Origin of the sequence: Porifericola rhodea (genome assembly GCF_030506305.1) — a bacterium.
Classification (GTDB): domain Bacteria; phylum Bacteroidota; class Bacteroidia; order Cytophagales; family Cyclobacteriaceae; genus Catalinimonas; species Catalinimonas rhodea.
In genome coordinates, this window is the sequence record NZ_CP119421.1 from 1,952,726 (window position 1) to 1,975,418 (window position 22,693).

Below are 22,693 nucleotides of genomic sequence, written 5' to 3' on the forward strand. Positions count from 1 at the left end.
CCTGATAAAATTTTGTATTCTTATATTTAGTATTGACTGTTGTGAGTCTTAGGCTTTCTGCTAAATTTATTCTTTACACAAGTGTATAATTACGATCTCTTAACACAACCTAAAACATGAAGTTCATGATAAAGCTAAACTGGGTATTTGCCGCTTTTATTTTACTGGCAGCCTGCGGACAGGCTAGCGAAAACGAATCCTCTTCCAAAGGAAATGATTCTTCTAAATTTAAGACTTTAATTATTGATGGACAGAATAACCATTATATATGGCCCAAAACTACAATGATGATGCAGGATTATCTTGAGCAAAGTGGGTTGTTTGAAGTAGATATCCATCGTATGGACTCCGTATGGTTAGGCATTAAATACAATCAGTCTCGGCCAGAACCTTATACATATTTTATAGAAACTTACCCTCTGGATTCTAGTACTTACGGACTGTCTCATGAGCCTATAAAAACATCCCAGTTTTCTATAGATTTTAGTCAGTATGACCTCATTGTTTCTAATATGGGGGCGGAGTCTGCCGAGTGGCCAGAAGAAACCAAAAAAAACTTTGAGAGCTATATGAAAAATGGTGGCGGTCTGGTAGTGGTTCATGCTGCAAACAATGCCTGGGGAGATTGGGAAGAGTACAATAAAATGATTGGTCTGGGTGCCTGGGGTGGGCGAGATAGTGCCACAGGTCCTTATGTCTACTATACAGAAGAGGGAGCGTTAGAAAAAGACTCTTCTGCCGGAGTGTGTGGGTCTCATGGTAAAGAGTATGATTTTGTGCTTACTACTCGTGCACCTGAGCACCCTATCATGGAAGGCCTGCCGAGCGAATGGCTACATGCTCAGGACGAACTATATGAACGTATGCGTGGTCCTTTTGAAAATGCTACCATATTGGCTACCGCTTATTCTGATGTAGAAAGAAATGCTCCGCCCTGGAATCCTTCTTTAAAGGGTATGGGGCAGCATGTGCCTCTCTTGATGGCAATTAATTATGGGCAGGGCCGGGTCTTCCATACCGCGCTTGGGCACTTCGACTATTCTATGGAGTGCGTGGGTTTTATTACTACCCTGCTGCGAGGTGCAGAGTGGGCGGCTAGTGGCAAAGTAAGTCAGGCAGTTCCTGAAGACTTTCCGTCCGCAGAGCAAACAGCATCCCGAAGTTGGAAGGGTCAAAAAAGCGCTGCGCTAAAATAATTTAAGCGAAACTTTGTTAGTTTTTTAGAAATAGGTTTGGCTCACATCATGGATAGTGAGCCAATTCTGCTTTAAGTATAGGTTAAGTGGTTTTAATCCTATAATTAGCTCTCCTATTACTAGTGCAGTAAGCAGATATGTCTCCTGAATAAGCTGTACTCGAGAAGGTGTTTGCTGTCTTAACTTTAAAACTTTTGACTTAAAACTGTGTGAGGGTGAAATTTGTCTTCAAACAATAAACTTTTATTCTCAATACTGTCTTATGCATATTTTGTAAGCTGTTTTGTTAATGCCTTTTGAGTCCGCATATTGCAGGCATTACTAAATTTGGGTACGATTTGAGTTCAGGCTAAGAAATTATGAGTCATACTTTTTCGCTTCTTCTCTGGTTAAATAGGTCAAAGGCTGATAAAGCTGGTGAGGCTCCTGTCTACGCGCGCATTACAGTCAATGGAGAAAGAGCGGAAATATCCACCGGACAAAAGCTTGCTCCTGAACGTTGGAATGCGCAGGCCGGACGAGCAAGAGGGCAAAGAGACGATGCAGTGCTTGTAAATACCGAACTGGATAAGCTCAGGCACAAAATAAGTCAGATTTATCAGGGGCTGCGCGAAAAAGATGCTTTTATCTCAGCCAGCCAGATCAAAGAAATTTACCTGGGAGGTGGAGCAAAATCATATACTTTGCTGGAGGTTTTTCAGCACCATAACCAGCAAATGAAAGCTCAGGTAGGTACTGACTATGCCGAAGCTACCTATCAGCGCTACGAAACCTGTTATAGGTTGACTAAGGAGTACATTCAACATCAATATAAACGTAGCGATATTAGCTTAGCTGAGCTGAAGCATGGTTTTATTACAGGTTTTGAGTTTTACCTAAAGACAGTCAGGAGTAACAATCATAACACTACCATTAAGTATCTGCGTAACTTCAAAAAGATTGTGCATTTAGCCCTGGCTAATGGCTGGCTGGAAAAAAATCCTTTCTTAGCCTACAAGACTAAAATTCGTGAAGTAAAACGAGAAGTGCTAAGTCTGCAGGAGTTGGAGCAGCTAGAGCGAGTAGTGCTGCCTGGAGCGCGCCTAAAAATGGTGCGAGATGTATTTGTCTTTTGCTGCTATACCGGCCTGGCTTATGCGGATGTGGCCGCACTAGCGCCCGCAAATATTTCGGTAGGCATAGATGGTGGTGCCTGGTTGTTTGTAGACAGAAAAAAGACAGGAGTCTCTTCTAAAGTGCCTCTGCTACCCAAAGCTGAAGCTATTTTAGAAGAATATGATAAGCACCCAGAAGTAAAGGAGGGTAAACTGCTGCCTATGCTCTCTAACCAGAAGATGAACAGCTACCTGAAAGATGTAGCGAAAGTTAGTGGACTTAGCAAGCGTCTGACCTTTCATGTTGCACGACATACCTTTGCTACGACAGTTACTTTAACCAATGGAGTGCCTATAGAATCAGTGAGTGCCATGCTGGGGCATAAAAACCTGAAGACCACGCAAATTTATGCCAAAGTAATAGAGCAGAAAATTAGCGAAGACATGCAAAAGTTGAGGTCTAAGCTTTTGCCTCAAGACGCGCAGCAGCAGTTGGGTAGTCATGGCGCATAGCTTACAAATCATTACACACCCTTCTTTAATATTAAGCTAAGCTATATCACCTCTTTGGGGGGGGCTTTCAAAAAATACAGCACTGAACTGAAAATGCCTTAAAATTACGGTTACTTATTCGGTTACCATATGAAATTTAATGTGAAAATATTACTGTAATTCAGTGATTTATAATTATAGTTCAGGAGTCTAAAGCTCCAAAACTTTTAAGATGAGAGTAAAGTCGTGAATTAATAATAATGCTAATTATGCGACTTTAACCTTGCTGTTCAGTATTCGCAATGGAACTTAGTTTAAGATCAGATGAAGGAATCATTGAAATCATCCAAAATGGAGTAGTAATAATCCTTAAAATACTGCATTTTAGCTGCCCTTATGATGAGTTCAACGTCAAAATCTTCCGTTAAGAAAACAGGGCTTACAAGAAAGCTGGGTTTGCTGGGGCTTACCGCAACTGGCATCTGCTCTATGTTAGGGGCTTCTATCAATGTAGTCCCCTTTATGATTCAGCGTAACGTACCGGGCATAGGGCCTTATGTGTTGCCCGCCTTTCTGTTTGCGGGAGTACCGGCTATACTGGCAGCATTTGCTTATAGCATTTTGGCATCGGCTATGCCAAGAGCGGGAGGAAGTTACATATATGCCAGCCGTGGGCTTAATCCTTATCTGGGTTTTGTGGCTAGCTTTTCGCAGTGGTTTGGCCTATCTATTATTATTGGGGTAGTTTCCTATGTCATTGTGCCTTTTATACGTGATGTGGTAATGAACCTCGGGTGGGTAGATGCGGCATTACTATTAGAACAGGGAGGGGTAAGAGTAGGTTTATCATTGGCTTTACTCTGGCTATTTGTAAGTATTAACATTAGAGGGACGCAGTCGTACGAACGTACACTGGTGCCTCTTATGTTTTTGATGTTTGGGCTGGGAGCCATCGTAATCTTTGCGGGTTTTTCTTATAATCAGCAAGATTTTGCGAAAGCGCTATTCACTCAGGAAGGACGAACAGTAGACATCAATCTACCATCCGTCTTTAGCTGGAGCAACTTTCTGGCAGCGGCAGCTTTGCTTTTTTCTAGCTTTATTGGCTTTGATTCTATCGCACAAGCAGGAGGAGAAGCTAAAAAACCAGGTCGCAACCTCCCTCTCGCTATTGCGCTAACCATTACAATTGTCGGAGGATTTTATCTTTTCTTTACCGCAGCGGTTTACCACACAGTGCCTTGGTCTTTTGTGGCGGAGGAGGCTATGCAAAAAGATATCACTGCGCCAGGTATGCTTAGCTATGTACTACCGGCTAGCCTGGCAGTGGCTATAGTAGCGGGTGCAACAATTGCTCTGGTAAATGATCTTCCGGCTATGTTGCTATCCGTTTCACGCCTTATGTTTGCCTGGGCAGAAGATGGTATTTTTTCAAGGCGAGTAGCTCAGGTTCATACAAAGTACCATACGCCGCATATCGCCCTAATACTGAGCGGAATGATGGCCAGCATCGGGATATTGGGCAGTCATTTCGCGGGTGATTTGTTTTTAGGTATAGACATTATGGTTACTTCCATGATGGTAAACTTTCTGCTAATGTGCATTACTCTTTTGTGCTTGCCAAAAGTAAATCCGGAGCTAGCCGGGCAGGTACAGGTGCTTAAAAATGTTTACCTTCAAAAAATATTAGGCTGGACTGGCACTTTCATGCTCAGCGGATTTTTGTTTATCCACACCTGGAAAGATCTTAACAATGAGGTAGAAGCATGGTATTTTCACTCCACTCCTATTTGGCTTATAGTAATGAGCCTGGCCTCAATCATATTCTTTATAAAATTGGCTGCGCTTAAAAAGCAGAATGTAGATACAAAAAAACTGTTTAATACTCTTCCCCCCGAATAAACCATGGAATATTGCGAACTGGCACCCGGACTCAGGATTTCTCGTGTACTCACCGGGCTATGGCAAATTGCCGATATGGAAAAGGATGGTACTACCCTGGACCCTCAGCAAACCGCTCAAGCTATGGAGCCTTATGTGGCGGCTGGCTTTACTACTTTTGACATGGCTGATCATTATGGCTCAGCGGAAATTATTAGTGGTACTTTCAGGAACAGCAATCCATTAGGAGGTCAGGTTCAGCTTCTAACCAAATGGGTGCCCCAACCCGGGCTTACTAAACGGGAGCAGGTAAAAGAGGCTGTAAAAAAGGCTTTACAACGTATGCAGGTAGAGCAGATAGATCTAATGCAGTTTCATGCCTGGAACTATGCTGACCCTAACTGGCTGGACTGTCTGTTTTGGTTGCAGGAGCTTAAAGAAGAAGGTTGTATAGGTCAGCTGGGGCTTACTAATTTTGACGCAGCCCACCTACGTATTGCGGTCAGTAGTGGTATTAGTGTAGTGTCTAATCAGGTATGTTACTCGCTGATAGATCGCAGGGCTGCTGGAGCTATGCGGCAGGTATGTGACGCCTACGGAGTTAAACTCCTAGCTTTTGGAACGGTAGCTGGAGGGTTTATTTCTGAAAAGTGGCTAGGTAAACCAGAGCCGGCTATGGAAACACTTAGTACCTGGTCACAAATGAAGTATAAGCGCTTTATTGATGCTGCCGGAGGTTGGGATAAATTTCAGAATTTGCTACAGGCTGTACATAAGCTGGCACAAAAGCATCAGGTGTCTATGGCCAATATTAGTAGCCGCTATATGCTGGATCAGCCTTCGGTAGGAGGTGTTATTCTGGGTGCGCGTCTGGGGCAGAGTGAACATATAACTGAAAACCAGCGCATTTTTGATATACAACTATCGGCGGATGATCATAAATTGATACAGAATGCACAGGCTGAACTGGATGAAGTGCCGGGCGGTTGCGGCGATGAATATCGTAAGCCTCCATTTCTGACAGCTTCTGGCGACCTGAGCGATCACTTGCAAAACATTCCTGCTCCTTTTGAGGCGGTAGAAGCACATGCCGGAAGAAAAAAAGTGTTTAGCGGTACCAGCTGGGAAGATATGGCAGGCTATTGCCGGGCAGTACGAAGTGGAGACCGTATTTTAGTCTCCGGCACCACAGCTACACATGGCCAGAGGATGATCGGGGGTAATGATGCTGCAGCGCAGACCCACTTTGTAATAGATAAAATTCAGGGAGCTCTGGAGTCTTTGGGCGCCAGCTTAGAGGATGTGGATAGAACCCGAATTTTTGTGAACAATATCAAAGACTGGGAGGCTGTTGCCAGAGCCCATGGAGATCGTTTTCGTGATATACAGCCAGCCAATACATTGGTAGAGGCAAAACTGGTAGGTGAAGGCTATCTGGTAGAAATAGAAGCAGAGGCAAGAGTAAGTGTGTAGGGCATAAAAATACAAAAAAGAGGCTCGTATACCAACGAGCCTCACGCTCAAATAAAGGGGCTAGTCTTTCTCTACTACCTTACCATCGGCATACTTGGCAAACCTGCCTTTTTCGCGGGCGTGCACATTTTCGTGAGAAGGCCAGGGCCAGCCGCCAAACTGTGTTCGCTGAAATTCCTGCATTACCTGCTGTACCTCAGCATTATTGTTAGTTACAAAAGGTCCGTACTGTACTACCGGCTCATTTATGGGCTTACCCTGTAGCATTAATAGATGTCCTTCTTCACTGCCATTTTCCAATTTGACAGACTGCTCGGCGTCTAACTGAATAGCATGGTAGTTAGCTACAATCTGTCCATCTACCTTTATGGTATTCCCTTTAAAGAAATACAAAGTTCGGTTTACCTTTCCTTGTGCCGCTGGCAGCGTACACTCAGCATTAGCTTCCATTTTTATAGTCCAGATGGCTACCTCATTTGCAGGATCGGCGGCCCATGAATCGGGAGCGGGTGGAGGGGCCTGTTTCCCTTCTAAAGTGCCTGCAATTACAGATACTGAAGTCGCTTTGCCAGAATCGTCCTGATGCTGGTAGAGAGGAATACTGTCGTTCCAGAGCATCGCAAAATGTGGCTCAGCTTTTTTCTTAGCTCGTGGAAGGTTTAGCCAGATCTGAAATAGCTCAAGAGGGTTATCTCCATTTTCATTAATTAAGGGGAACATCTCAGCGTGTTGTACGCCCTTACCGGCTGTCATCCATTGCACGTCGCCATTGCCAAAGCGCCCAGCGGCACCAAGCGAGTCGGAGTGGTCAATAAGGCCACGGCGGGCTATGGTTACCGTTTCAAAACCCACGTGTGGATGTGCAGGGAAGCCAGGTACCTTAGAACCATGGTACATGCGCCAGCCATCTTTTACTGTAAAATCCTGCCCTATGTTTCTGCCCGACAGTGGTGCTGCCGGCCCCATATCTTTGTTTCCTTTAGGGTAAAAATCTTCGTGGTGTACACAAAATAAAAATGGGTCGCTAGTCTCCCAGGGGAAGCCCAGCGCTTTAGTATCTATTACGGCTGATCTGTTCATATGTATAGATGGTTTAATGTGATAACTTAAAAATTTAATATTTGATTAGGTTGTTTTGCTGCACGAAAGTATGGGTAAATTACGTTTTTACTTCTTTTTTACTAAGCCTTCCATATCTTGCGTATTATATCAACTCCTAACCTATGGTACGAATTTTACAAATTGCCTTTCTAAGCCTTCTCTTTAGTTTTCACTTACAAGCTCAACATTACAATCCTCATTACTTTAAAAACCTGAACATAAGAAATGTAGGCCCTGCTAATATGAGTGGACGTATTACAGCTATAGATGTTGCAACAAATAATGTTAAAACAATTTATTTGGGAGCAGCCTCAGGTGGCGTATGGAAATCTGAAAACGGAGGCACTGCCTGGACGAGTATCTTTGATGATCAGCCTACTGTTAATATTGGAGCCATAGCAATACAACCCGATAACTCTGAAGTGGTATGGGTAGGTACGGGTGAAGGTAATCCGCGAAACTCAATGAACCTGGGGCAGGGAATTTTTAAAAGTCTGGACGCAGGTAAAAGCTGGCAGTTTATGGGGCTGGAGAAAACCAAAACCATACACCGTATCATCGTTGACCCTACCGATGGCAACACCATTTATGTAGGGGCTATGGGCGACCCTTTTACACCAAATGAACACAGAGGGGTGTATAAAAGTACTGATGGTGGTAAAAGCTGGAAGAAAATTTTGTATACCAACGATCAGTCTGGGGTGGCAGATATGGTAATGGACCCGCATAATCCTAACAAAATTTTTGTGGCTATGTATGAGCATCGTCGCACACCCTACAGCTTTACCTCAGGGGGGCCAGGCTCTGGCCTGTTTCTCAGTCTTGATGGTGGAGAAAACTGGCAGAAACTAGACGAAAGTAATGGGCTACCCTCAGGCGAATTAGGGCGGATAGGAATAGCTATTGCCAGAAGCAATACAAATAGAATATATGCCAAGGTAGAGGCAAAAAAGAACGCCCTCTATCGCAGCAATGATGGCGGTCAGCAGTGGGAAATGATCAACGATAATCCACGCTTTACCAATAATCGCCCCTTTTATTTTCAGGATCTGGCAGTAGATCCGTATGACGAAGATAGGCTGTACAATATCTATCAGCCTTTGAGTGTGAGCTACGATGGCGGACTAAGCTTTGATCCTACTCCTATGATACCCGCAGATGAGACCAAGGGTATACATGCTGATTTTCATGCTTTTTGGGTAGACCCGGATGACCCTTCTTTTTTTATTATTGGTGGGGATGGAGGTATAGGCATTACCCACGATAAAGGGAAGAGTTGGTACTTTCCTGAAACTATCCCGGTAGCACAATTTTACCAGATTAATGTAGATAATGATATGCCCTACAATGTGTATGGAGGCATGCAGGATAATGGCAACTGGTCAGGGCCAGCTTATGTATGGAAGAGAGGAGGTATACGAACCCTGTACTGGCAATATCTGGTTGGGGGCGATGGATTCTATATTTCGCCTGACTCTGCCAACTCCCGCTTTGGCTATGGTACTGCACAAAACGGAGATCTGTTTCGTTACGACAAACTGACCGGCTATTATCAAAGCATAAAACCACAACATCCAGAGCTTAAAACCCGCTTGCGGTTTAACTGGAATGCGGGTTTTGCCCGAGATCCGTGGAACCAGAATGCTGCCTATTATGGCAGCCAGTTTGTACACAAAACAACCGACAAAGGGGCCAACTGGAAAATAATCTCACCTGACCTTAGTAATAACAATCCTGAGCAACAAAAACAGGATTATGGCGGACTGACAATAGACGCTTCTGGAGCGGAGTTTTATAATTCTATACTGACTATAGCTCCCAGCCCGCTAGATAGTAATGTGATTTGGGTAGGCACAGACGACGGAAACATACAACTCACCAGAGATGGGGGGCAAAACTGGCAGAGCCTGAGCGCAAACGTAAAAGGAATGCCCGAAGAGGCTTGGGTCGCACGAATTAAGGCATCTACCTATGATGCGGCTACGGCCTGGATGGTGGTGAATCAATACCGTAAAGGTGACTATGCCCCCTACCTCTTCCGTACACAAAACTATGGTAAAAGCTGGGAGCGTATGGTAGATGAAAACGATGTTAAAGGCTATGCCTTAGCCGTAATTCAGGATCCTGTAGAGCCCAATTTGGTATTTCTAGGTACAGAAAACGGTCTTTGGATAAGCATGGATGAAGGAGAGTCGTGGCAACAATTTACCAATGGTTTCCCTTCTGTCTCTACTATGGACCTGGCCATTCAGCAAAGAGAGTCAGCGCTAATAGTTGGTACATTTGGCAGAGCCATATGGGTGCTTGATGATCTGCTAAGCCTGAGAGAGGCGGCTTCCGGTCGGCTAAACAGTAAGAAGTTTTCTGCTTTGCCCATCAATGATGCAGTGCAGGTAAAAGGCTTGTTTATTGCTCCTCCAGGAAATATCTGGACAGGATTTCACACTACCTTTGAAGGCGAGAATCGCCCTTTTCAGCAAACGCTTATCCCTTTTTACATCAACGAGAAGCAAATTGATGCGGATGATGTAGTATTCGCCGAAGTCTTGAATGCGAAAGGAGAAAGGATTCAGAAGTTACATACTGATAAGCTAGAACCCGGCCTTAATTATTTGCGCTGGAAGCTTGACGAAGAGGCCGCTGTATTGCCCGGAGCCTATGTCTCTGAAGAGAGCCGAGGTATACCAGTATTGCCGGGTTCTTATCGTATAGTGCTGCAATATGGCGAGCAAAAAGATACTACTGAAGTTGAAGTAATACCTGACCCCAGGTTTGATTACCAGGCTGAGGTAGATGCTGCCCATTATCAAATTTTAAAAAGACTAAACCAAAGTACGATTCAGCTTAGTACTGCATTGCAAAAATTAGCACAGAGCGAGACAACCGTAGAACGAATAAGAGGGCAACTCCTGGAAATAGGGTACGCAGAAAATCATCAACTACTACAACAGTCTGAAAAAGTAAAGCAAAACCTGATAACCTTAAATGAGCAAGCCAAAGGTAAGCGGCCCAATAAACAGTTAGGCGCCTGGCAGTCGTTTGAAACTACGGCATACTCCAGCGTGTCAGATGCACAATACGCGTTAAAAGGGAGGTTGCATAAGCCCTCTTTGCAGGATCAAGCTCTGGTCGCTCAAGCTGAAAAGCTGGTACAAAGCTTACAGCAACAGGTAGATCAGTTCTACGCCCAGGAGTGGAAGGCCTTTCGCGAAGCCATAGAAAATGCTCAAATTACTTGGTTTGAGCATAAACAGTAAAACCCTCATTTAACCCAATTCTCTACTATGAACATACTACGTATACTTATACTGTTGCTACTTATACCCGGTGCGCTTCTTGCTAATGACGATCTTCAAAAATTTGGTGAAAGCTTTTTTGCCTGGCGAGCCAAAATGCAACCTGCCAGCGGGGATGATATCAATCGTGTGGAGCGACCAAAAGGTTGGGTGCCTGACTATTCTCCCGAAGCGCTACAGCAATACCATCAGGATTATAAAAGATTCAGAAATGAGTTGGATGGTATTTCGCAAAACGGCTGGAAGGCAGAAGACAGTGTAGACTTTTTACTTTTGCATTCTGCTGTAGAACGTATCAACTGGGAGCTAAATGTCTTGCGCCTACCCTACCGCAACCCAGATTTTTATGTGCACCAGAGCTTGGGCGTGCTATTTGAACTGCTGGTAGTTCATACACCTATGACAGATCAGCGGATAGAAGAGATTATCCTGAGGATAGGGTCCATACCTGCTACCTTAAACCATGCTAAAGTTAACCTAAAAGAGCCTTTTGCCGGAGGAGCTGTGATAGCCCTGAATAATCTGGAAGGTATAGACCATAAGCTGGAAGCCATGCAGGTTGCTTTAGAAAGTGAAGCTCATAAGCGTTACCATAAAAAACTCAGAAAAGCTACTGAAGAAGCTGTAGAGGCGCTGTTAAGCTACAAAAAGTGGCTTGAAGAAAATATGCCTCAAATGACTAAAAGCTTTGAGGTTGGCAGAGAGAATTATAATTATTTTCTAAAAAACATAGCCTTACTGCCTTACACCCCCGAAGAGTTACTTACGATGGGAGAGATGGAATGGAGTCGTTCTGTGGCATTTGATGTGTATGAGCAAATGCGCAACATAGACGAACCACAGCCAGAGCTTTTTAAAGATATGGCTGAGCAAATTGCAACCGAAGCACGTCAGGAGCAGGAAGTACGAGACTTTATGGAGAAGATGAATATTATGTCTGTACCAGACGATGTAAATCATTACCTGAATAAAGAACTGACGCCTTACCTGCAACCCCTGGCACATATGGGCGTCACAGATGATCTAACTTCCGAATCAAGGCTTCACCTAGATGGTGTTAGCTACATCAGAGAGCCATCCTGGGATCTGCCTTATTTTTATCGTGCTATTGCTCAGGATCCTCGGCCAATTATTATTCATGAGGGAGTACCAGGCCATTATTTTCAGTTGGTGCGCTCCTGGAAAAACCCAGACCCTATTCGCCGACGCTTTTTTGACTCAGGCCCAATTGAAGGTATTGGTTTTTATGTGGAAGAAATGCTACTGCAATTCGGATTGCTGAATGATCGTCCGCGTACGCGAGAGATTATGTACAGCTTTATGCGTTTGCGGGCATTAAGGGTAGATATAGATGTAAACCTGGCAGTAGGTAATTATAACATTGCGCAGGCAGCTCATTATCTGGAAACTATTGTACCTATGGATAAAGAGACTGCTGTAGAAGAGGCCGGTTTTTTCAGCCTAACACCCGGGCAGGCTATCTCTTACCAGATTGGGAAAATTCAGATTATGAAATTTTTAGCAGATGCTAAAATCCAGCAGGGAGGCGAGTTTAATTTAAGGCGTTTTCATGACTACCTTATGGTAAACGGAAATGTACCTATTGCCTTGCAGCGTTACGAATATTTGGGCAAAACGGACGAATTATCTTTGCTCTGGCCCTAAGTGCAGGAAACCCAGAATACACTTGAGCAGCTGATAAGGCTGCTTTTTTTGTTTGTGCTGTCTACTAAAGTTAACACAGATCTTTTTCAGGAAAATATTTTAAATGTAATAATCTTTCTAAATGAGTGACTGGTTGGTCATGTTTGTATCTATAAAATAACTATATTTGTGACCAGTCAGTCATATATTTGAAATTAATGCCTAAGCCAACATTTAACAATCTTAAAGCCGATAAAAAAGAGAAACTCACTAAAGCTTTTCTCCGAGAGTTTAGCATCAAAACTTATGATGAGGCTTCACTCTCTTCAGTCGTAAAATTACTAGGGATAGCCAAAGGTAGCATCTACCAATACTTTGAAGATAAGTTAGATCTTTTTATGTATCTGGTCGCGGAATGTAGCGCAGTAAAACAAAAATATATACTCCATCTAAAACGCGAAGATTTCCCCGACTTTTGGACTTACTATAGAGCTTTGTACCAGGAAGGTGTAAAGTTTGACCTGGAGAATCCCCTGCAAAGTCATTTTCTTCATAGTTTGGCTAAAAATATTCAGTCACCTTCTATTGCGGAACTAGGACAAAAGTTTCAAAAACAGACTATAGATGCCTTTACCCAGATGATCCAATACGAAATAGATCATGGGTATTTTCGTGCGGATCTACCTGCCGCTACTCTGGCTTTTTTTCTATACAAATCCAGCCTTGCACTTAACGAGCACATGCAGGTGTTTCACCATTTAAAGCCGGAAGAAAGTATACAAAAGCAGGAGCCGGTCTTTGCCGGACAAAAAGATCAGCTCCTGCTACAAACAGTTGATGAATATATAAGCCTGCTTCGTAATGCATTTGAAAAATAATACCATGATAGAAGTTAAAAATCTTTCATTTACGTATCCTGAAAGCCGTAGCCCGGTACTTAACAAACTTGGTTTTACAATAAGTCAGGGTGAAATATTCGGCTTTCTGGGTCCCTCTGGAGCAGGAAAAAGCACCACCCAAAAAATACTTTATAAAATTTTACATGGCTTTGAGGGCGAGGTGAACATAGAGGGCAAGCCTCTAAAAGAGTGGGGAGAAGAGTACCTGGAGCGAATAGGTGTAGGCTTTGAGTTGCCTAATCATTATCTGAAGTTAACCGCAAGAGAGAATTTACAACTCTTTGCCAGCTTTTATCCCAAAGAAAAACTACAGCCGCTTCCTCAACTTTTTGAAATGGTAGGTCTGGAAGACAGCATAGACAAAAAAGTAGAAGCCTACTCAAAAGGGATGAAGATGAGGCTCAATTTTATTCGTGCAATTATGCATAGCCCGGATATACTCTTTTTTGATGAGCCTACGGCCGGTTTAGATCCGGTAAACGCCCACAAGGTAAAGGCGCACATAATGGCACTGAAGCAGGCAGGGAAAACCATATTTATCACCACACACAATATGAATACTGCCGATGAGCTTTGCGATCGGGTCTCATTTATTGTAGATGGTAGACTACAGGTTACAGAGAAACCCTCGGTACTAAAGCATAAGTATGGAAAAGATGTGGTTAGGGTAGAGCGGAAAGATGGGCAGCATAAAGAGTTTCCTTTAGAGGAACTGGGGCACAACGAGGGCTTCCGAAAATTTATTGAGGAAGATGAACTGCTCAGGATAAATACCCTGGAAGCTACTCTGGAAGAAGTGTTTATTCAGGTTACCGGTAAAGCTTTAAAAGCATGAAATCATTAATAGTACAACTCAGGTGGCAATTCTTGCTACTTAATAGAAATAACATTATAACAATTAGCATAGCGGTAACAATAGTTTATGCCCTGGCCTTTTTTGCGCTACAAGATCTGGATAATCTGGACAAAGTACTTACCTTATTGATACTGAATGACCCTGCTATCATCGGTATGTTTTTTATTGGTCTGTCTGTAATAATGGAAAGAAATCAGCAGGTGCTCTCTGCACTCTTTGTTACGCCTGTTAATCATCATCTGTATTTGATGTCTCGTATTTTTTCGCTCACGCTCGTTGGCTGGATATGTGCTCTGGGTATGGCACTGGCAGCAGTAGGCCCAACTTTTAATTTCTTGCATTTTTCGGCTGGTACAATCGGTGTATGTGTGCTTTCATGTCTGGCAGGGCTTTACCTGGTTTGCTATACCAGTGAGTTTATGCACTTTACACTACGCTCTATTCCTCTGCTTATGGTCTTTATCAACCTGCCTTTGCTTAATTATTTTGAAGTGACAGATATTTGGGCTTTTAACCTTATGCCCTCATATGGCAGCCTAAAGCTGATCGCCAGTGCCTACGGTAACAGCCCCGACACCACACTTCTCCTCTACAGTTATGCCGCCCAAATCTTCTGGATAGCACTATTATACTGGTGGGTCTATCGTACGTTTATGTCAAAAATTGTAAATGCCTAGTACCATGAAGCAGCTCATAAAAGTATCTGCCAGCGATTTTAAACTTATTTTTAGAGATCCTTCTTTAAGGGTATTCCTCTTTCTACCAGCACTGATTTATCTGCTTGTCAACTTATTTCTACCCTGGCTGGTGGATCGGTACGAGGGTGTAGTAGAGTACGTGCCTTATGTATTAATAGTGGCTACCATAGAAAACACACAGATGTTTGGCTTTATCTATAGTATGGTGCTCATAGATGAAAAAGAGTCTGAGGTGTCTAAAGTATATGGTGTGCTTCCAGTTTCTAAGCCAGCATTTGCGCTGTCTCGTTTACTTATTCCCTGTCTGCTTACCATACTGTTAACCTGGCTACTTTTAATTATACAACCTTTCTATACTTTACCTCTGATGCCTGCATTGCTATTTTCTGTATTGGCCGGGCTTATTGTGCCGGTGTATGCATTGGGCATATCTATATTTTCTAAAAACAAGATGGAGGGTATGGTATGGATAAAGGTATTTAATATCGCAGTTGTAATTCCGGTGATAGCATTTTTTCTACCACAACCTCTCAATCTGTTATTTACTGTTTTTCCTACGCACTGGGCGTTTCAGGGGCTCAGTCATTTAATTGAGGAGAGCACGTATGCCTGGCAAATGCTTATTGGTTTTGCTTACTTTATTATACTTCTGATGCTAAGTGTGCGGCGATTTACAAAGGTGCACTACAGCTAATTAGCCAGGAATAGTCTGAGCTTATACACAGCTCAGACTAAAGTGTTTACTTCTCATCATCAAAGACGATAGCAATTTTACCAATCGCTTTGCCAGATTCCAGTATGCGGTGAGCCTCTCTGAAGTTATCTACTGTAAATCCCTTTAAAGTAATGTTAAGTGTAGGTTTAATGAGCTCCTGCTCCAGTAGATCGGCCACTGAATTAAGAATATAATGCTGCTCTATCATATCATCTGTTTGGTACATAGCGCGCGTAAACATCAGCTCCCAGCAAAAGGCTACACTTTTTGAGCGGATAGCACTTAAGTTTAACTCTCCCTTATTTTCTACAATAGAGCAAATACGCCCCTGCGGTTTAATAAGTTCAGCCATGGCATCCCAGTGTCCATCAGTATCAGCAAAATTAAGGATGTAGTCTATCTGTCGGTGGCCTGTTTTCTTTACACTTTCGGCCAGGTTATGGTGGTTGGCCACTTCATCAGCTCCCATCTTCAGGCACCAGTCACGAGTTTCATCTCGAGAGGCCGTAGCAATAACATTGAGCTTGGTCATTTCTTTAAGAATTTGTATAGCAATAGAGCCTACCCCACCAGCACCCCCGATAATCAGTATATTTTGCCCTTCGCCCTTTTGTCGCTTAATAAGTAGCCGTTCAAAAATAGCCTCCCAGGCAGTGAGTGAAGTAAGCGGCATGGCCGCGGCTTCTGCCAGGCTCAAAGAGGCTGGGCGCTTACCCACAATACGCTCATCTATCAGCTGGTACTCAGCATTGCTCCCTGGGCGGGTAATGTCTCCGGCATAGTATACTTCTTCCCCTACCCCAAAAAGAGTAACCTCATCACCTACAGCTTCTATAACGCCTACCGCATCCCACCCTAATATTTTTGGACTATCCAGCTCCTTATCTTTAGCGCTGTTTTGTCGTACTTTATAGTCTACCGGGTTTACAGAAACCGCTTTTACCTTCACCAGCAGGTCATGCCCTTTAGGGCGGGGCTTTTCAGTTTCAAATACAATAAAACTATTGTCATCGCTAATGGGTAATGATTTTTTTATACCTATGGCTTTCATATGTGTTCGTTTAAAAAATTTACAGTTAAGCTTAAAATAAGCAGTAGATCACAAATACACATCTTTTTGCTTCACAACTTATTTGCATAAGTAGTCCAATACGAATTACGGCAAAGTTATTAACAAGGGATAACTACAGAATGATTAAAAATAAATAGCCTTATTCCTTTGCTGTTTTTGTGGCCTTAAGAATAGAAAAACTACTAGCTGTACCGGGCTTATCAGCAATACTTTCTTTCATCCATTCGCTTGCTTTGGCAAAAGGTCCTCTGGACTGATACTGCCGATGTTTGTTAAGTAGAAAGCTATAATAACCTGAAAGCTCTTCTGCCTGTGAGGAGGGTAGCCTGTGAGAACTGCTAATACTATTTAGAGAAGTAAATGACTGCTTTCTGTGGCTAAACCAAATATCTCTGGCTACCAGAGTAGAGTCGTAGTGTGCGAGCAATATAGGGTTAAGCATATTGTGGATAGGGATTAACAACTTTTGAGTACTATCAGGTGACTCAGTTTTGCCCACCCACATAAATATGGTATCGCTCTTAATCGTTTTATTACCTATAAGTTTTGCTGTGTCTGTAAGCAGCACTCTCTTTTTCTGGTAAGCCTGAAAATGCTCTCCGCTGTACTGATAGGGAAAAAGCTGTGCCAGTAAAGGGTGAGGAATAGCTATTGCGGTAGTATCACTTTCGCTTACAAGAGTAGAGATGAATGCAAGTGAGCTCTGATCTCTTTCCAGCGTATCCCGGCGATTATTTTTTGAGTGTACATACCAATGGCAATTGTTTATTATGTAGGCCAAGGCATCATTATAGTCCATTTGCAGGGCAATGATGTCTTTTTGCCAGCAGCTGAACGCTATAGAGTCTAGAGGGGATAGATGTAGAACCTGCTCTGCATTAGGTCTGCATTGCTGTAATTCTTTTAGCTCTTCGGGAGAAAGAGTTTTGTCGCGGGCTATTCTAAATGCCAGGGCGCTATATTTATGAAAAAACTGCGTTTGGTCCTCAAAAGGAAGCTGCGATAAACGACTGAGAGAGGTCTCAATGAGTGCTTTTTTCTGCCTTGCGAGTTGTTTATTGTTACTTTGGAAAGTAAGGCTGGTGTTCAGGGAATCTATAATGCTAAGTTCTCGCTTTATGAGTGAGTCCAATAGTAGCGCCTCATAGTAGTCTACAAATTCATCTTGTTCAATTTGGTTGGCCAGCTGCAACATACGGTCGTGGTGGAAGTAGATTTTTTTTATCTCCTGACCAGTGAGTAAAGAAAAGAAGCTTTTGAGTATGCTTTCTCCCTGTTGCTGTGCACTGGCCAGTATGCCTGCTTTTTGTGCATATAGGGTAAGCTTCTGCACGCAGTACGATTTGACCTGCCGGGTATGGGTGAAATTTACCTGCCGATTATAATCTACTATCTCAAAGCCGGGTATTCCTTTTTCTGGAATAAACCAGGGGTTAATGTCTGCATTAAGTATCTGAGGTTCCAGCCCAAAAAAATGTAGTTCTGAGGATTCCTCATGAAAGTAAAAAGATTCATCATCCAACTGAGAGAAGTCAAAACCAGCCTTTACCCAGCCACGACCTACCATGGCAAGCTTTGCCCTTTGGTCTGCCTTGCTTGCCTGAGCTAAATTGTCGTCGTTTAAAAAACTGATGAAGCTGGAAGGGTACACAAAACCTTCATCTAGGTAGGCCAACAATACTTCCGGGGCCTGCTGCCCAAACTGCTTATATGTTTGCGTAATCTGATTGTACAGATGGTAAAGCACCTCTTCCTGATGTTTTTCCTGTGGGTTCCAGCTTTTTTTCCTGGCCTTGCTGTGCTCCTCTCTCCAGATAAACTCTATAGTTTCCGCGTAAAGCGTATTATTAATTAGATCAGGAGCATGGTGCTTCATTTTATCCAGTATATTTCTACGGTTGACCGGCCGGATAAAAATTTTTCTCCAATTAGATAGCTCCTTCACATTTGCTTTGTATTCCTGGTATGCCTCATCCCTTTCTTCTCTAGGTAATTGCTGAAACTGAAAGAGTTCATACAGGCTATGTTTCAGGTCTATAAAATAAGCTGTAGCCTCATCTTCAACCGCATCTTCTTGTAGTACTTGCAGACGCGATTCATCCAGCGACGCAATAACTTCACCATAATATTCAGCCGTCACTAGCTGCCCTATCTTCTTTACTTCAGTAAGCATATTACTACTGGCTCCTAACTGTAGGCCTCCACCAAACATGCGAAAAGGGTTCCAAAGAAATACAAGGGCTACCAGTGCTATCACCAGAATAATATCAATGATAAATTTCCAGTTTTTTAGAAGTAGGCTAATCATTACTATCCGGATTTTCAATTTCTGTAGGCAGCAGACGAACCTCTTCAACAACCAGTTCATTGCTTGCAAATGTGATATAAATTTCCTCATAACCCAGCGATTGTAGCAGATGAGCCAGTAAGTCGCGAGTATGTTGTTGTGTAGCTTCGACTATACCCATATACTTGAGGTTGCTGCGTATGTCGAGTTCAGCCTGTCTGAAAAACTCCTCCTGATCTTCAATATTAATTTTACTAAGCAAAGCCCGGGTATCGGAAATTAGAGAGTCTTCTATAAATGAACTGGGAGGATAAGAGAAGTTAACCACTTTAACAGGAGGTAGGGATAGCGAAATTTTTCTACCCTCTATCCGTATATCTTCCTCCCCTATCTGACTAAGGTCTATGCCTGCTTTAATCTTAGCTTGTGAGTATGCCAGAAAACGAGCTTCGCTCAGCTTGATAAACCAGGAGAGCTTACGGGTTTTGGTGCCATGTACAATTTTATCTATCGTAAATTCTGTACTCGCCAGATCGCTGGCCTGCTGTATCTTACCCACCACCAGCCCTCGCTTCTCCTGCTCGCAGGCGACAGTAACTATAAAGCTAATACATAGCAGCATATGCGTAGTGTAGCGGTTCATCAGGCTCTATATTTATGATGGATCTCCTTAACAATATGGAAGAGGCAGCGAGCGATTCTGGCCTGCCCATGCTCACTCAAAAGGAAACGAGCCTCGTGCAGATTGTCATAAAACAGATTTTCTACCAGAAAGGCGGGGCAGCGTGTTTTACGCAGCACATAAAAGCTTTGACTTTGGGCTTTTTTCTCTTTGTCTTCATCTCCATCGCTCATGTCCTGCCGAAACTTAAAGTCAGGGAACTCCTGCTTGTACCATTTGGCGGCTATACTCGCCAGAAGGTCGCTCTTAGTTTCTCCTACACTAGTCCATACCTCAAAACCTCGGGCATTGTGCCCCTCCCCTTCAGTTTCAGCGCTGGCAGCATTGCTATGAATAGACAGAAAGTAATGGTTAGCATCTTTGGTGTATAAAGCATTAGCGTCGTCTACTCTTTTGCGCAGGCTGACATCTTCAAACGTATCTACCGTAAGGTTGTGGTAGGGAATTTTAGCTTCATCCAGCAGCCCCATTAGTAGCTTGCCTATTTTTCGGTTTACCTCTCCTTCATAAATTGTAGTGCCATCAGAAAAGTGGTACTGCTTACCTTTAGTAGTATAAACATCGTCTTTAAATCCGCCATGTCCGGCATCAATAATTGGAATAAAGCCTATAGAAGCGGTTTTTTTGTCTTTGCTACCGTATTGCAGGCTAAATTTTTCATAAGCCGCCTTCAGTCGGGTGTCGTACTTATTCGTTTTATAACCTCGCCCATTGTATCCATAAGCAAAAGAGGCCCAGTCGTAATCTCCCTGCCGGTCTTCGCTAATATAATCAATAAGGGCTTTGCCCTTCGTTTGTTTGGTTTTAATAAACTCCAGAAAGTCTAGGAAGTGATAGTATTCAGAAGCTTCCTGCTTTTGCTCAAAATCTTCAGCGTCTTTGTAGTAATAATTATTGCCAGAGCTCACTTTTTCGGGGCGTATACGACCCTTAATATTGTGTGCCAGATTTTCTCCTAATATCTGAAAAAGTCCCCAGGATGCAGAATATATGGCTGCATGGCCTATTTTCAAGCCCTTGGCTTCTGCCAGTCTTTCGTACTCCTTCGCTCCTTTTCTATAGTGTTGTGTAGTCCATTTTTTGTATAAAATGTTGGGGTGATCTTTGGCCAGCTCTTCTATCTCTTCTTCGGATTTTCCTGCCTGTTTAAGCCAGTACCAGAATTTATGCCCTTCAAAAAGAATTTTAGGGCGGCCATCGGCAAGGTGCCCCCTTCCGGTAGATTCTACCTCTATAATAGCTTTCACTACGGGCATGGAGAGGTGCAGCTGCTCTTCTTCTCTTAGTTTGATGAGAGCTTTTTCAATTTCTTCGTCGCTAAGAACTTTGGCAAAAAGGTTGTCTCTAATCTGTACAAAAGACGTTTGAGGAATGTCTGCCACTTCTTTTGTAGAAACCTCTGGTGCCATTACGGATAAAAGCTTACGCATCTGGCTGATAGAGGTAGGTTTTTTATCTCCTTCGGTAAGGGAGAACTCTCTTTCTTCCTGCTGAAGACTAAGGTCGTCCATTTCCAGATTAGAAAGAGGAAGTGAGGCCTCTTCATCAGAAGGTGTCAGGCCTTTGGTATCGCCGGAACTATCGCCCTGAGCTTTGCCAGGTTGTACCCAACGTTTTTGCAGGTAACGTAAAGATTTATCGCCAAAGTAGAAGGCAATCATCATGAGGAAGGCTGTCTCAAAAAACTCAAACTGCTGCCTTACCAGCGCAAGCTGGTTGGCAGAGTACTCACTACCAAAGCTTACAATAAGAAGAGATAGACCTCCAAACAGTAGTGTAAAGGCTATCATACCCCGTACGGTGCCAGGAGGTAAGCCAAATGTCTGGCTACGGTAGGGGTTTTTGTCGGGAGCTTGTAGCTCTTCAGGACTTACCGGGTAGCCCAGCTTTACCAGTTCTCGTGCTTCAAAAATCTTTTCCCAGTCTTTGTCTGTTAGGCCATAGTTAATATTGTAATTGTAAACGGCCCACATAAAGTACCTCAGAAATACTGCTATCCAGATAATGGAAATAACCAGCCCAACTGCCTGAAAAAGGTTTTCGTGTTCTATATACACAAAAAGGCCTCCTAATATGCCAAGAATAGTTAGCAGCAGTGTAAGCACATTGGTTCCGGTAAAGAAAAATTTGTGATAGGGATTTCCGCTCTCTCGCTGTCCTTTTACTTTGGTACTGTAATACTTATAAACGGAAGCGTATATCAGGCTAAGGCCGGAAACCGCTATTAATGCGAGAGCAAAGGATTTGTCGGGGCCGGCACTCACATTTACAATCACAAAAACCAGGGTAGTCAGGGCAATAGCTAAAATAAATGCGATGTGGACCCACATCAAAACTCTTGGAGAAGTTTTCATAGGTTTGGTAGTTTTGCTTGCTCAAACCAGTCTTCATCCATGATGCAGATCTGTACTTCTTCTCCTGAGTTGAGCAGGGCGCTTATGATTTTGTAAAATCTTTCGTAAGCAAACTTGGAGTGGGTAATCATTTTGGAGGCGCTACCACTATTTATACCGTCTGCTATCAACAGGCAGCCCTCCGTATGCTGATGGGTGTTACCGATATGAATATACACATTTTTAAATTTGGGAATGTCTTTTATCTCCAGATGATACTGAAACCAGGGGTGATTTTGTTGATATTTTTTGGTAAGAGGTGTAAGGTGAGGATAATAATTTACGGCATATGTGCCTGAGGGTATCCTTGTCTTTCCGGCTAATTTTTCTACTCTGTGGGTATCTTCCAGAGTATAAGCAAAGAATTTTTTTCTTAAAAAAAGCAGACCTAAGGTAGACTCACCGTCATCCTGGTAGCGAAGTACGCTAAGCGTATGAGAGGCTAACGGATAAAAGGCAGAAGACTGCTGTTGCATTTCCGCCTCTATCTGCTGTATTTTTTTCTGAAGCTGAAGGTTAGTTTCGTGCAGGGCACTTGCTTCTGCATAACTGCGCTTTTGCACGCTTTCTTTTTCTGATGCCAAAGTGCTCTCTTTCTGAAAGGTTTTGCTAAGCGCCCCAAATCCTTTTTCAAACAGGGTAACAATGTATCCAATGAAGCCTATAACCCAAAGCCAGACCTTATCCAGCAACTCAGGGTTAGTGAGAAAAAGGAGTATAGCAATTGCCAGAAATGCTACTAATAGTAGGGCTGCCAGGCGTGTCATGGCGGTTAGGTGGTTGTATAATCAAAATAGGCAAAAAAGCCCATATAAAGAACAGGCAGCACCTTTATTTACATAATGCTAGGGCACCAAGTATTGGTTGTTTTAAGTAAAAGTCAATTTGTCGTAACGAAGCAGTAAGCTGTAAAA

General features: G+C 43.1%; 16 protein-coding genes. 10 read left to right on the plus strand and 6 right to left on the minus strand.

The genetic code is table 11. The annotated features are described in order from the left end of the window. Positions 1 to 125 precede the first annotated feature (125 nt). From PZB74_RS08005 to PZB74_RS08020, 4 genes are all read left to right on the plus strand, one after another. Complete coding sequence (locus PZB74_RS08005) at positions 126 to 1,196, plus strand: ThuA domain-containing protein (RefSeq protein ID WP_302241988.1); 1,071 nt, start codon at positions 126 to 128, stop codon at positions 1,194 to 1,196. Between the two features lie 359 nt (positions 1,197 to 1,555). Then, positions 1,556 to 2,803, plus strand: a complete 1,248-nt coding sequence (locus tag PZB74_RS08010; protein ID WP_302241989.1) for a site-specific integrase — start codon at positions 1,556 to 1,558, stop codon at positions 2,801 to 2,803. A gap of 375 nt (positions 2,804 to 3,178) precedes the next feature. Beyond that, positions 3,179 to 4,684, plus strand: a complete 1,506-nt coding sequence (locus PZB74_RS08015) for an APC family permease (protein WP_302241990.1) — start codon at positions 3,179 to 3,181, stop codon at positions 4,682 to 4,684. 3 nt (positions 4,685 to 4,687) lie between these two features. Beyond that, the gene (locus PZB74_RS08020) at positions 4,688 to 6,136 is read left to right on the plus strand and encodes an aldo/keto reductase (RefSeq protein ID WP_302241991.1); all 1,449 of its coding nucleotides are present in this window, start codon (positions 4,688 to 4,690) and stop codon (positions 6,134 to 6,136) included. Positions 6,137 to 6,196: 60 nt separating this feature from the next. Here the strand turns inward: PZB74_RS08020 and PZB74_RS08025 are convergent, their stop codons facing one another. Then, positions 6,197 to 7,216, minus strand: a complete 1,020-nt coding sequence (locus tag PZB74_RS08025; RefSeq protein WP_302241993.1) for a pirin family protein — start codon at positions 7,214 to 7,216, stop codon at positions 6,197 to 6,199. A 143-nt stretch (positions 7,217 to 7,359) separates the two neighbouring features. Between PZB74_RS08025 and PZB74_RS08030 the strand changes: the two genes are divergently transcribed. The 6 genes from PZB74_RS08030 (at position 7,360) to PZB74_RS08055 (ending at position 15,324) form a co-directional block, all read left to right on the plus strand. Then, positions 7,360 to 10,494 carry a WD40/YVTN/BNR-like repeat-containing protein gene (locus PZB74_RS08030; RefSeq protein ID WP_302241994.1) on the plus strand — a complete coding sequence of 1,045 codons (3,135 nt, stop codon included), beginning with the start codon at positions 7,360 to 7,362 and terminating at the stop codon, positions 10,492 to 10,494. 27 nt (positions 10,495 to 10,521) lie between these two features. Next, positions 10,522 to 12,198, plus strand: coding sequence for a DUF885 family protein (locus PZB74_RS08035; RefSeq protein WP_302241995.1), 1,677 nt, complete (start codon positions 10,522 to 10,524; stop codon positions 12,196 to 12,198). A gap of 197 nt (positions 12,199 to 12,395) precedes the next feature. Then, positions 12,396 to 13,055: a TetR/AcrR family transcriptional regulator gene (locus PZB74_RS08040; protein ID WP_302241996.1), complete on the plus strand. Its 660-nt coding sequence runs from the start codon at positions 12,396 to 12,398 to the stop codon at positions 13,053 to 13,055. Then, the gene (locus PZB74_RS08045; protein ID WP_302241998.1) at positions 13,039 to 13,911 is read left to right on the plus strand and encodes an ABC transporter ATP-binding protein; all 873 of its coding nucleotides are present in this window, start codon (positions 13,039 to 13,041) and stop codon (positions 13,909 to 13,911) included. The genes PZB74_RS08040 and PZB74_RS08045 overlap by 17 nt, the downstream gene beginning before the upstream one ends. Next, the gene (locus PZB74_RS08050; RefSeq protein WP_302241999.1) at positions 13,908 to 14,609 is read left to right on the plus strand and encodes a fluoroquinolone export ABC transporter permease subunit; all 702 of its coding nucleotides are present in this window, start codon (positions 13,908 to 13,910) and stop codon (positions 14,607 to 14,609) included. The genes PZB74_RS08045 and PZB74_RS08050 overlap by 4 nt, the downstream gene beginning before the upstream one ends. A gap of 4 nt (positions 14,610 to 14,613) precedes the next feature. Continuing rightward, entirely contained in the window at positions 14,614 to 15,324 is a 711-nt protein-coding gene (locus PZB74_RS08055) for an Rv2686c family ABC transporter permease subunit (RefSeq protein ID WP_302242001.1), read from the plus strand. A gap of 46 nt (positions 15,325 to 15,370) precedes the next feature. On the opposite strand, the gene PZB74_RS08060 is transcribed toward PZB74_RS08055, so the two are convergent. From PZB74_RS08060 to PZB74_RS08080, 5 genes are all read right to left on the minus strand, one after another. Continuing rightward, a complete protein-coding gene (locus tag PZB74_RS08060) occupies positions 15,371 to 16,396 on the minus strand; it encodes a zinc-binding alcohol dehydrogenase family protein (protein WP_302242002.1) in 1,026 nt (341 codons plus the stop codon). 160 nt (positions 16,397 to 16,556) lie between these two features. Then, on the minus strand, positions 16,557 to 18,725 hold the full coding sequence (locus tag PZB74_RS08065; protein ID WP_302242003.1) for a hypothetical protein: 2,169 nt from the start codon (positions 18,723 to 18,725) through the stop codon (positions 16,557 to 16,559). Beyond that, positions 18,718 to 19,347 carry a DUF4230 domain-containing protein gene (locus PZB74_RS08070; RefSeq protein WP_302242005.1) on the minus strand — a complete coding sequence of 210 codons (630 nt, stop codon included), beginning with the start codon at positions 19,345 to 19,347 and terminating at the stop codon, positions 18,718 to 18,720. The genes PZB74_RS08065 and PZB74_RS08070 overlap by 8 nt, the downstream gene beginning before the upstream one ends. Then, positions 19,347 to 21,740 carry an N-acetylmuramidase domain-containing protein gene (locus tag PZB74_RS08075; protein ID WP_302242006.1) on the minus strand — a complete coding sequence of 798 codons (2,394 nt, stop codon included), beginning with the start codon at positions 21,738 to 21,740 and terminating at the stop codon, positions 19,347 to 19,349. The genes PZB74_RS08070 and PZB74_RS08075 overlap by 1 nt, the downstream gene beginning before the upstream one ends. Continuing rightward, the gene (locus PZB74_RS08080) at positions 21,737 to 22,546 is read right to left on the minus strand and encodes a DUF5675 family protein (protein ID WP_302242007.1); all 810 of its coding nucleotides are present in this window, start codon (positions 22,544 to 22,546) and stop codon (positions 21,737 to 21,739) included. The genes PZB74_RS08075 and PZB74_RS08080 overlap by 4 nt, the downstream gene beginning before the upstream one ends. Between the last annotated feature and the right edge of the window lie 147 nt (positions 22,547 to 22,693).